This window comes from Geovibrio sp. ADMFC3 (assembly GCF_054687035.1).
In genome coordinates this window covers 2,582,472-2,594,731 of the sequence record NZ_BAAFZG010000002.1, presented here as the reverse complement: position 1 = coordinate 2,594,731, position 12,260 = coordinate 2,582,472, and the positions used below count along the sequence as shown (strand labels likewise).

Here is a 12,260-nt window from a genome sequence, read left to right as displayed (position 1 = left end):
GCAGAGATTCTACTTTCTTTCTGGCTTGCACAAATGCTTTTCCTTCGCTGCTTCTTTGCCGCATTTGCAGATAAACTTGGGTTTTTCGCCGTCCAGTTTTTCCATTCGTTCCTGTTTTGAAAGCTTGCACATCTTTGCCATAGCCGCAACCTTAATAAGGTATTTTTACTCTTATTAAGATATACTACACCCGATTAAAAGACAACAGAATTTGAAGACCGTCAATGCCCTATCTGCTTCCCTATGAAAAATTCCTGTGTATTGTGATGGGCTTCTCCTGCTTCCGGCTTGAGTTTTCTGTATATCTCCCCTTCCAGAACCCACGCCTTAGTATTGTCCTTCAGGTTGCTTGAAAGGATAGTCATCATGAAGTCTTTCGCATTGCTGTCTGTTATCTCAAAAAGCTGCTCAACCCTTGAGTGCATATTACGCTCCATCCAGTCCGCAGTGGATATGAAGAGACGTTTTTTGCCGCCATGGTAAAAGTAGATGATTCTGGGGTGTTCAAGGAAGCGCCCTATGATACTGCGGATACTGATATTCTCCGTTAACCCCTTCACACCCGCAGTCATGCCGCAGATGCCTCTTATAATCATCTCTATCTTGACCCCTGCACGGGAAGCGTCATGAAGTTTCATGATAAGCTCTTTATCTATCAGGGAGTTTATCTTAATAATCATCTCAGCTTTTTTCCCTGCAAGGGCATTCTCTATTTCATAATCAATAAGAGACAAAAGCTTGCTTTTAAGCCCGGTGGGTGCAACACTGATGCGGTTCCAGTCAGCATAGTCGGTATATCCCATCAGCAGATTAAAGAGATTTGAGCATTCCTGCCCCACTTTTTCATCTGACGTTATGTAGTCTATATCAGTATAAATTTTCGCAGTGGCTTCATTAAAATTACCTGTTGAAAGATAGCTGTAACGGACTATCCCCTGCGGCTCCTTCCTGATTATCAAAAGGTTCTTGGAGTGAATCTTCAGACCCGGTATCCCGTATGTGACTATACAGCCCGCATCCTCAAGCTTTTTTGCCCAGCCGACATTACGTTCCTCATCAAAACGCGCCTTAAGCTCTATAACCACACAGACCTGCTTGCCTCTCCTTGCAGCTTCTGCCAGTGATTCCACTATGCTTGAGCCTCTGTTTGCCCTGTAGAGGGTCATTTTGATGGCAAGAACGCTGTCATCCTGTGCCGCACGGCGTATCAGAGCAGAATTGAAGCCGAAATCATGGTAAGGACGGTAGAACACATAGTCCCGCTCTTTCAGCTTGTCGAATATATTTTCATCTGCGGTGAGCCCGTAAGGTACAAAAGGCTTGTGTTCGGGATATAAAAGTTCCGGGTTACTGTCAGCAACGGAGAAAAGAAACGTGAGATCCAACGGTTTATCAACGATATACACATCCTCATTATCAAAACCTATATGCGCCTGAAGAAACTTAAGCACCTCATCCGGTGCTGTTTTATCAAGCTCAACTCTCACAACATTCCCCTTCTTGCGGGAAGGAAGCTTTTTCTCGATCAGCTTAAGCAGATCCTGCGCCTCGTCCTCTTCAACAGTGAGGTCGGCATTTCTGGTAAGGCGCAGCATATAACTGTCCACAACGGTGTATCCGGGGTACACCTGCGGCAGAGAGCGGGCTATTATCTCCTCACTGGTGACACAGTAGGTTCTGTGGAGACGGATTTTAAACACCCTTTGCAGATTTTCAGGAATAATAATGATCGAATAGTGGGTTTCTCCGCCCTTTTCCAGCTTAACAAAAATACACTGACGGAGGTTATATATAAACGGAAAAGGATTTGCAGCACTCAGAGTGACAGGAGAGATCAACGGCTGAATCTCGTCATTAAATATTGAGTCAACAATATCCGAAAGTTCTCCGTCTATCTCCGGCTGAATCACTATATGGTGTTTGGCACATTCTTTTATGGTTTTTCTGAATATCTTCTGCTGATCCTTCACAAGCCTGTGTGCTGTTTCGGAAATCTTTCCGAGAAGCTCTTTAGGGGTGTGTCCGGAGGCATCTTTTATGCTGTATTTCGCATCTATCTGGTCATATATGCCTGCGACACGAATCATAAAAAACTCATCCAGATTGGATGAGAAAATTGCCAGAAATTTCAGCTTTTCAAGGAGGGGCACACTGCTGTCCTCAGCCTCTCTTAAAACCCGCTCATTAAACTGAAGCCAGCTTATCTCCCTGTTAATAAATTTATAATCACTCATAAAGCACCTTCATTTCCAGCTCGACAGGTATGCCGAATGTTTCCAGAAACATATCTTTTTTCTGGTCAAATCCAAGTTTCTCAAGGTAGGCATGTTTTCTTGTGCGTGCCTTGATTATTATTTTACTGCTCTGCACGTCCACATCCACAGTCTCCACAAGCTGCATATGGCTTGTATCAAGCGCATCTGCAATGCGGAGTATACTCACCAGCTTCCTGATGGTAAGCTGTGTTTCCATATTCAGATAAGAAAGTCTGGTTTCTGTGCTTTCATCTGTTCCCACCCTGTGCATAAGCACAAGGAAAGCTATTATCTTTATCTGCTCCTGATCAAGTCCTGGCATATCAAAGGCTTTGGCAATGTAGTAGGAATGCTCGTGGTGCATTCTGGCATCAATATAATAGCCTATGTCATGCAGAATAGCCGCCGCCTCAAGAAGCATCCGCTCGTTCATTCCGAGATTGTGCAGATCACCCAATGCGTCAAATATCTGCACGGAGTAATCAGTAACCACCTTTGAATGTGGTTCATCAAAGTTATAACGTCTGCCAAGATAGTAGAGGGTGTTGCGGAGCCTGTTGCGGAAGCCGTTGTCACGTATATTGTTTGAATAATACCTTGTAAGCACGTTCGGGAACGATTTACGGCTGAACTGCACCTTATCTGTCCCGACAAACTGCATCAGACGCAGGTATGTTTCAAGCATCGGCACAAGCACCTTTGCCTCACTTATCCTTATGCCCAGTGCTGTCATATTCTCCTGTGAGGTTTTGTCCTTCACTCTTTCATAAAGCTCCTCAAGCTCTGTGCGGTGAAAGTAGTTTACCTTCGGGCTGAAAATAAACTGCAATGTATTTACAGAGCTGCCGGAGCAAACCAGATACTTTATTTTTGAAGCTCCCCCAAGGGAGGAGTTTATTGTGTTGAACATAGTCTCCACATACTGATTGTATGCCTTGTAGCGGCTGTGTATAGGTATTCCTTTGAAAAGCTGACGAAGACGGAGACTGCCGTAGGGAAGAGAGCCGGAAAATATGCTGGTGTCGTCCTTGAGTATGTTTATGGACACGTTTCCGCTTGATATATTAGCAAAGAGAACACCTTTCTTTTCATAGCTTTCAAAGCCTTTTATATCGTTCTTTACGCCTATGTATTTGATGTATATCTCATCTGACGGATCTATAATTTCAAGCTTCAGCCCCGTTTTGTTCATCACATGATCTATGAGAAAATAGCGGTTTCTGGCTTCCCTGACCCCGCTGGTGCAGACGCATTTATAGTTCTTTTTTATACCGTATTCATCAAGCTTATGACGAAACATCTGGAGAATGTTTGTTGCTTTGTACACACTGTCCAGCGTTATATAGCCTTTCGTAAAAGTATCCTTACCCAGACCCAGAGGCTTCACAAGGGTCTCCATAATCCGCTCATGCCCGTCATTAAATTCAGAGATCTGCATTCTGAACGCACTTGCGCCTATGTTGATCGTGGCAAAAAGACCGTTTTTCATAAAATAATAAGCTCCTTCCCGCTTATCTCCTCCAGAAGATCTTTTTTCATTTCAAACTTCTTTTTCTCCAGAGAGAGATTATGGTCGGAAATAAGCTTTATTTCAATTTTCTTTGGTTTTACAAGAACTTCTAAATCACGAACAAGAGACTTATGGGATCTGTCCAGACCGTCTGCTGCACGAAGAACAGCACTCATGGCGGCTATCTTTCTCTGCCCGTCTCCGGTCATCATTCTGAAATACCTGTGAGATTGCCTCGGCGGGCTTTTGCGGTGGTATCTGGCTATATTGCCTATCATTATTATCTCGTCATGGCTGTATCCCATGAGGTCAGAGTTCATTATAAGATACTGGGAATGCTTATGGTGGCTTGAGTAGGAAATATAGTTACCTATATCGTGCAGAAGGGACGCAGCTTCCAGCACTGCCCAGTCGGCTTTATCAAGCCCAAGCTCTGCGTGAAGGCCGTCAAACAGTTTGCGGGCAAGTTTTGTCACCTGCCTTGCGTGACGTTCTTCAAAAGAAAACTTGTTGCCGATCTCAATTAAGCGTGAATGGCGCACATTATCCATATTCGACTGGAAAGGAAGCTCGAGCCCCATTTTGTTGATAGTATCGATAGTAAGTCCGCTTCGCAGACCGCCGCTCAGGGTGTAAAGACCTTCGCCGTCTGTTTCCTCAAGCACCGCATCGACCTGCATGGCAGCAGCAAGAATTATATCCGCCCTTTTCTCTTCCATGCCGGGAATCTGTATGCGTTCTGCTATGGTTTTGTTGCGTATGTCATTTATCAGTTTTTTCAGATGTTTGCGTTCAAGATATTTTACTGTTCTGTCAGCCCTCTGTCCGCAGGCAAGATAATGTATAGTCGAAAGGTTGCCCATTGAACCGCCGGTACAGATCAGGAGATCTATTGTTCTAGGGAGCTTCAGCTTCCGGACTTCTTTCACCAGAAAGTCTTTGAGGGTCTGATACTCAGTGTTTGTCACAGGGTCACTTTTGATAAACTTTTTGGTAAGCCTGTTGCAGCCCAGCTCAACACTGTGCGCCTTTTCAAGTCTGCCTTTGTTCACAACGGAATACTCGGCACTTCCTCCGCCTATATCAAGCACCAGAGCATGATACTTGCTTATCTGAAAATTTGCCGAAGCGGCTATGAATGTGTAGCGGGCTTCTTCCTCGCCGCTAATCATCTCAACGCCGAAACCGCAGACATCCGTCACCTTTTGAATCACTTCACTGTAGTTGGATGCGCCCCTGAAAGACGCTGTAGCAACAGCCCTCACCTGATGAACTTTCCAGTTATCAATGATTGCCCGCACCTCTTTAAGACTCTGCAAAAGCCTGTTCAGCGCAGGTTCTGTGATCATGCCGTATTCAAAAACCTCGTCACCAAGGCGGACAGACTCCTTATATTCCTCAAGAACTCTGTAGCTTTTATCTTTAACCTGTGAAACCTGAAGGCGGACAGTGTTGCTTCCTATATCCACCACGGCTATGTTTATTCCGTTCCCCAGCATCAAAATACTCCGTGTTTCCGGGGAGACGTGCTGTCATCCTTCCGGTCAATTTTGAGTCTACAACACAACTGAAAAGTTTGTAATACCTCAAAGCACAATTTGACAAATTCTTTGCAACCGCACAAAGAGAAGACATACCTCTCATAACAAATTATAACCTTTGAGCTTTTATCCGCAAGGAAGGTTAACCCATTCAAACAGTGGCATCTTCTTGGTGCGCCTGTTTAAACGGTCTTCCCGCAGCCTCAAGGGCAGGATAAGCGGCAGCGCATATATGTGAATGGATGCGCCTCAGATCCCGCAGAACATCAAGATGGAGAGAGCTTGTTTCTATGCTTTCCTGCCTTCCCTCTCTCAGCCTGCGCATATGATTCTCGGAAGCGGATATTTCAAGCTCTTTGACCTTTATTTTTTCTTCAAGAAGCTTTTCGGCGGATCTCACATCCCCGTTGAGAAAAACCCCGAAGGACAACCGCAGGCTTTCAGCCACCATGCGGTAAAGCTCGTTCAGTTCTGATGCCCCTTCCTCCGAAAATCTCAGATGGTGCTTTATCTTCTTCTGAACAAGCTCCATGAGGTTTTTGTCGATAATATCACCTATATGCTCCAGATTAACGGAAAAGGTCATTATCTCAAACGCCCGCCTGCTCTCTCCGTCCTCCAGAGCTCCCCCTGTTATGCGGACAGCATACAGCTTCACTGCTTCGTGCAGGCTGTCAACTATATTGTCTGTCCGGCACACCTCAGCCGCCAGCTTCCTGTCGTTGCTGAAAAGTGCCTTTATGCCGTTTTTCAGCATGCTCTCTACTATATCTCCTATGCGCAGTGTTTCTCTTGCCGCACAAGCCAGCGCAACAGAAGGCATAGACAGGCTCGCCTCGTCCAGATAAAGCGGGGCATGCGGGTCGGCACTGACCTTTTTCTCCGGCAGAAGTCGTTCAGTTAATTTTGCAAAGCCATTGAGAGGAATGATGAAAAAAGCTGCCGTCATTACATTGAAGAAAGTATGAAAATCTGCTGCAAGCCGTACAGAATCAGGATCAAGCATGCTTAAAAAGCTTATGCAGGGCTCAATCAGCGGCAGGAAAATTACGCAGCCTGCAATACGTGTAAAAAGATTGGCTGCGGGCAGCCTGCTCTCTGCGGGATTCCCCTTTGAAACACCCTCCAGCAGCGGGTTGAGCGCACTGCCAAGATTGGCTCCAAGCACAAGAGCAAAAAGCGCAGCTCCGCTTATGAAACCTGAGGACGCCAGAGACATTGAGAGAAGAACAGTGGCAACACTGGAATGAGCCGCCCAAGTGATGACAGCGCCAATGAGCAAGGTAAGTACCGGTTCGTCCGTTACGCTGTGCAGCAGTTCCTTCATAAGCGGCGCATGCTCCGCAGGGGCAAACCCATCCAAAAGCATATGAAGAGAAAGAAGCATCAGCCCCAGACCTATAAAAACACGCCCCAGATCCTTCACTAACGTCCTTGTGCTGCGCTTGAATGCCAAAACGCCGATAACAAGAAAAACAGGAGCAAATGCAGAAGTGTCAAAGGAAAGCAGCTGAACAATAAGAGTTGTGCCCACATTCGCTCCAAGCATAACTGCGATTGCAGGTGCAAGGGGAATCAGTCCGAAAGCGGAGAAAGAGGCAAGCATCATTGCCACAGCCGTGCTGCTCTGTAAAACTGCCGTAACGCCTATGCCGGCAAAAAAAGCACTGATCCTGTTTCTGAGAACACGACTTAAAAATCTTCTCAAATCTGCACCAAAAGCCCTGATCACACCGCTCTGAACCATATGAAGACCCCATAAAAGAAGAGCAACTCCGCCAGTGAGATTAAGCAGAACTTTTATTCCCATGAAAACCTCCTTCAGCCTTTTAAAACAGCAACAGCGCCTCCGTTTTCCATATATAATAAGCCGGCATATTAAATATTATAATTTTTAGCATTTGCTTATTTAATAGAAAATATACCCTGAACAAAAAAGTGGCGCAAGGAGATTTGACATATTTCTGACATTTTCAATGTAGGCTTACGAAAATCAATTATTAATTAAAAAACAGTATATTCAAAGCAGGACGTTAAGTTCCTCCCAGAGGCTTTCATAGCTGAGAGCGGCTTTGCTCTTCGGGCAGAAAACCCCCACGGGTTCACGATGAAGCCCCATTTTTTCCACATCCGCCGAATAAGGCACATAGTTTTCAAGGAGCTTTGCCTTTTCAAACTCCGCCCCGTCCATGACGTCACGGTGTATTTTTTTACGCCGGTCTGCCATGGAGAAAAACAGAGCGGTTTTCACATCTTTTATCTTATTATCCTTCATGAAATTCAGGAGCATTTCACATGTACGCAGAGAAAGAGTCGTGGGAATCAGAGGAACGGCAAGTACATCCGCAGCGCTCATAATCCCTTCCGAAAGAAGGGTTATTCCGGGGGGTGCATCTGCAATAGCTATATCGTAGTCTCCACTGATGCTTTTGAACATGTCTCTTACTGCTTTTTTTGGTTTATCCTCTGAATCCAGAAATAAATCCATATTGCGGCAGGAGAAATCAGCAGGGAGTATGTCAAGATTATCAAAATCTGTCGCCTTGATTTCAGCTTCCAGATCAGACTTGCCCTTAACTGCTTTTTTCATGCTTTTATTGAGTTTCGGCTTCACACGGAAATAAAAGGTAGAGGCCGCCTGCGGATCAAAGTCCCAAAGAAGCGTCCGCATACCGCTCTGCGCCGCACAGTAAGCCAGATTAACCGCCGCCGCAGTTTTGCCCACTCCGCCTTTTATGCTGTAAACCGCCAGTATCTTCATTATTACAACCTTTTTATATTATTTTATCATTTCTTTTATCTGTGCTCTCACCTTATCTGAAATAAAACTGTCTATCATTTCAAGACATCTCTCCCGTTCAGAACATTTAAGTTCATCCAGATACCTCGCCAGATAACCGGAAGCAAGAGACAGATTAACCTTGTCTTTCATCCCTTTAGCCGCCTCTTCCGTATAGCGGAGAAGCTTTTCCCTCTGGACTTCATAGTCCTGATGAGCGCCAAGGGAATCCTGAAGAGTTTTCAGTTTTTTTGTGACAGCGTCACCCTGCTTTGAAGGAAAAATAGGTCTGAAAAACTCCAGAGCATAACGAAGCTTCTTGCACCCTATACGAACTTTGTGTATGTCCGAAGCAGGGCTTGAATTATCAAGCTTTCTGCCGTCTTTGACAATTTTTGCATAAGCATTTTTTATAACTTCAGAGGCGGCGTCACGGACTCTCTGCATGCCTTTCTCACCATAAACAGCCCTGCCCAGAAAATCACGCCATTCATTCTTAAAAAGTGAATATTCTTCAGAGTTTATCAAACCGACAATCTTCTCATGTTCTTTATTCTTCATTGCCGTCAGGTACTTTTCAACAGGCTTGAGGTCATCCTGCATACTATCAGGCAGAACAGCTCTGTACTGCCCCATTATCTTAATATAAACATCCAAATCTCTGGCGAGGCTGGTTCTGGCAAACAGAGGTGAAAGTTTTTGACGGAAATACTCATGCTCCTCCGGAGGAAAAGCCCCTTTAAACATCGAAAAAGCCGACCTTGAACGCCTCAGAGCCACCCTGAAATCATGGAGAAATTCAGGATCAGTATCCTCAATAACCCCCTGCTCCTTTTCATCTGCTATATTAATGAGCCTTATCAGAAGATCACGTATAACATCCGCCGCAGGAGCATCAGGAGTCTTATCCGCCTCAACAGTACCTTTGCCGGCATCAGGTCTGAACCCTGCTTTTCTCACAGAGTAAATAACAGGCAATTTCTTTGTTTCTTTGCCGCCCTGATCTTCAACAGCGGCCTGAACAGTGCAAAACTCCCCAAAATACCCTTTTAGGGGTATAAGTTCTGCAAAAGAAAAATTGAAAACACCGCCTGCGGAACAGACTTCGATTTCCGTCAGGTTAAGGCGGCACACTGTTTTCCCATCCTCGTTTATAAGGCTGAATGAATCTTTCCTTAACAAGCACTCAACACGATCTCTAAGGGGGAAGAGTTCATCGGGCAGTTCGACTTTTTTCATCACTCCGGTAATATTTTGTCTAAGGGTGAATCCGGCAAATGCCTCAAGAGCATCAAGAGAGAAGTTTTTAAGAGCAAATATACGTTTTTTCAAAATATCAGTCCTAGTCTATAAGTAGCTTCTGCTGAACAAGATTTATGAGATGTCTGTTTTCCAGATGGCATATCGATCCTTTTTTGAGAACAAGCTCGATTGCGTTTCCCGCCATGTAAAAGGACAAAAATTCTGTCATGTCCGGTTCATGCCCTACAAAAGCCACCGTGCTGCTGCCGGGAAATTTTTTTACCGCCTCAAGCCAGTCTGCAATATCTGCACCCGGGTTCAGAAGAGGCTCTTTTACAAAACCTCCCTTTGTGACACCGCACACTATCTCGGCTGTCTGTACGGCACGCACCGCTTCGGAGGATACTATTTGATCAGGCAGAGGATAGATTGAAAAGAACTTCCGGACTGTATTTTCCATGCGGGACTTGCCTGCGGCTGTCAGAGGGCGGAGCATGTCATCTTCTTTCCATTCATGCCTCTCTTCCGCATGGGCATGGCGGATAAAATACTGCCTCATCACATTCACCTTATTTATTCTAACATTAAATAATGATTTTCCGCCTGGTTTTTCCATAATCAAAGGAATTCCCCTCGTTTTATCAATCAGGTTTACGTACTTCCCGTATTTTCACCATACTATTGATTATACATCTTATAATAAGTTATTGTTTAATAGTGTTGTGGCAAAAATGTCAGAAAATTGTCAGAAAGAAGGTGTGTTTTGAAGCTCTATACACTCATGAGGAAGCAGACCCTTCCTGTTGACCTTGAAAAGGCATGGAAATTTTTCGGTGATCCCTCAAAACTCGAGGAAATAACTCCACCTTGGCTGGGATTTAAGGTTAAAACCCAGCTTCCGCCTGAAACATATGCAGGAATGATCATCCGATACACAATCACACCGTTCGCCGGACTTCCCGTGCAATGGATAACCGAAATTACCCATGCAGAAAAGCCGTACTTTTTTGTGGATGAACAGCGCTTCGGTCCGTACAAATTCTGGCATCATCAACATATATTCAAAGAAACAAGTGAAGGGACGGAAATGACGGATATTGTGGATTATATCCTTCCGTTCGGACCTCTGGGCAGGATCGCACACGCTTTTTACGTGCGCAAAAAGCTGGAGCAGATCTTTGATTACAGGAGAAAAACTCTCGAAACAATTTTTTACTGATGTTTTGTTGCTTTAAGCAATATTCCCTGTTATCGTTCAAAATTATTTTTATGAGGTAACAAAATGCCCGAAATATACGTTGTGGGACACAAAAACCCCGATACTGATTCAATAGCTTCTGCATACGGGTACGCAAAGCTCAAAAACGCCCTTGACCCGGAAAACATATACACAGCAGCAAGGTGCGGAAACCTGAACAAACAGACAAGATTTATTTTCGACAAATTCGGCATTACACCGCCGGTTTTCATAAAAGATGTTTACCCACGAGTCAGCGATGTTATGACCAGAAAAGTCATTGCAATCGATGAAAATGAACCGGTATTCGGTGTTATTAGAAATATCGACGAACTCAAAATACGCATTACTCCTGTTGTGGAAGGCGGAAACGTTTTTAAAGGTGTAGTGAGCATATTTGAACTCTCAGACTTTCTCGCCACTAAAGATGTAACGACTAAGCCTGTGTTCCATTTCAGAGCAGAAAACTTTGAAAAAGTCATAGGCGGTTACAGCTATGTGCGCGGTAAAAAAGAGGAATTCAAGGCATCGGTAATGATAGGCGCCATGCCCTACGAACGCTTTAAAGCACGCATGGAGGCACAGCAGTCCAAAGAGATAGTCCTAATAGTCGGAAAACGCAGAGATATTATTGAATACGCTGTAAAAAGCCAGCTTCCTGCCATAATCCTCACCGGAATAAAAGATGAAAATGATGTGGATCTGGATTTCACAGGATACGAAGGCTGGGTATTCATCTCTGAGCTTGACACAGCAGAAACAGTCCGCCGCCTGCAGCTCAGTATCCCCACGAAAGCAGTAATGAAAAAGGACATTCCATCCGTTGACGAACATGATTATCTGGAAGAGGTAAAAGATAAACTCCTCCAGATTGACCACAAGGGTCTGCCTGTGCTTAGAGACAACAGACTCATAGGGATAGTCACCCGCTCTGATCTTATCAAAAAAACCCAGAAGGGGCTTATACTGATGGATCATAACGAGATCTCCCAGGCAGTTGACGGAGCAGAGACAGCGGTCATTCATGAAATAGTCGATCACCACAGACTAGGCACAATCAAAACAAAAACGCCGATCCACTTCTTTGCCAAACCTGTCGGCAGCACATGCACACTGGTTTATCAACAGTATATGATAAACGAAACAGAAATTGACAAAAACACCGCCTCCATACTGCTCTCCGGTATTCTTTCTGATACAGTAATACTCAAATCTCCCACCACCACAGAGGAGGACAGAAAAGCCGTAAAAGCTCTGGCTGAGACAGCAGGACTGAACTATGAAGAATACGGAGTGGAAATTTTCTCCGCCACAGACAGTCTCAAGACAAGGGATCCGCAGAATATCATCAACACCGATTTCAAAATATATGAGGAATACGGAGTAAAAGTCGGCATCAGTCAGGTGGAAGTTGTCACTCTTCAGGAAATGGATGAAGTCAAAGATATTCTCCTCGAAGCTATCAAGAAAAATACTTCCGATAAAAGCCTTGACTGGGGGATGCTGCTTGTTACTGATATCATAATGGAAAAAAGTATTTTGCTCACCACTGGTTTTGAAGCAGGAGAGAAAATACTTGCTTATAACAAAACAGAAGACAGATGCTTTGACCTTCCCGGGGTCTTGTCAAGGAAAAAACAGCTTCTTCCTGAAATTCTCCGTGTTCTTGAAGAACTTAACGGATAAATATATAAGA

General features: G+C 44.6%; 10 protein-coding genes. 2 read left to right on the top strand and 8 right to left on the bottom strand.

All coding sequences use genetic code 11. The features are described from left to right. Window positions 1–9: 9 nt before the first annotated feature. The 8 genes from ACYRYY_RS12660 to ACYRYY_RS12625 form a co-directional block, all read right to left on the bottom strand. Window positions 10–141 carry a hypothetical protein gene (locus ACYRYY_RS12660; protein ID WP_460215967.1) on the bottom strand — a complete coding sequence of 44 codons (132 nt, stop codon included), beginning with the start codon at window positions 139–141 and terminating at the stop codon, window positions 10–12. An 80-nt stretch (window positions 142–221) separates the two neighbouring features. After that, a complete protein-coding gene (ppk1, locus tag ACYRYY_RS12655) occupies window positions 222–2,234 on the bottom strand; it encodes a polyphosphate kinase 1 (protein WP_460215966.1) in 2,013 nt (670 codons plus the stop codon). After that, a complete protein-coding gene (locus tag ACYRYY_RS12650) occupies window positions 2,227–3,744 on the bottom strand; it encodes a Ppx/GppA phosphatase family protein (protein ID WP_460215965.1) in 1,518 nt (505 codons plus the stop codon). The genes ppk1 and ACYRYY_RS12650 overlap by 8 nt, the downstream gene beginning before the upstream one ends. Continuing rightward, a complete protein-coding gene (locus ACYRYY_RS12645; RefSeq protein WP_460215964.1) occupies window positions 3,741–5,264 on the bottom strand; it encodes a Ppx/GppA phosphatase family protein in 1,524 nt (507 codons plus the stop codon). The genes ACYRYY_RS12650 and ACYRYY_RS12645 overlap by 4 nt, the downstream gene beginning before the upstream one ends. A gap of 193 nt (window positions 5,265–5,457) precedes the next feature. Then, a complete protein-coding gene (locus tag ACYRYY_RS12640; RefSeq protein ID WP_460215963.1) occupies window positions 5,458–7,116 on the bottom strand; it encodes a Na/Pi cotransporter family protein in 1,659 nt (552 codons plus the stop codon). Window positions 7,117–7,326: 210 nt separating this feature from the next. Then, window positions 7,327–8,067, bottom strand: coding sequence for a ParA family protein (locus ACYRYY_RS12635; RefSeq protein ID WP_460215962.1), 741 nt, complete (start codon window positions 8,065–8,067; stop codon window positions 7,327–7,329). An 18-nt stretch (window positions 8,068–8,085) separates the two neighbouring features. Then, window positions 8,086–9,417 (bottom strand): CHAD domain-containing protein, encoded by a 1,332-nt coding sequence (locus tag ACYRYY_RS12630; RefSeq protein WP_460215961.1) that lies wholly within the window; start codon window positions 9,415–9,417, stop codon window positions 8,086–8,088. A gap of 10 nt (window positions 9,418–9,427) precedes the next feature. Beyond that, entirely contained in the window at window positions 9,428–9,886 is a 459-nt protein-coding gene (locus ACYRYY_RS12625) for a SixA phosphatase family protein (protein ID WP_460215960.1), read from the bottom strand. A gap of 204 nt (window positions 9,887–10,090) precedes the next feature. Here ACYRYY_RS12625 and ACYRYY_RS12620 point away from each other — a divergent pair, with 204 nt between their 5' ends. Then, window positions 10,091–10,546, top strand: coding sequence for an SRPBCC family protein (locus ACYRYY_RS12620; RefSeq protein ID WP_460215959.1), 456 nt, complete (start codon window positions 10,091–10,093; stop codon window positions 10,544–10,546). A gap of 63 nt (window positions 10,547–10,609) precedes the next feature. Continuing rightward, complete coding sequence (locus tag ACYRYY_RS12615) at window positions 10,610–12,250, top strand: putative manganese-dependent inorganic diphosphatase (protein ID WP_460215958.1); 1,641 nt, start codon at window positions 10,610–10,612, stop codon at window positions 12,248–12,250. Window positions 12,251–12,260: the final 10 nt, after the last annotated feature.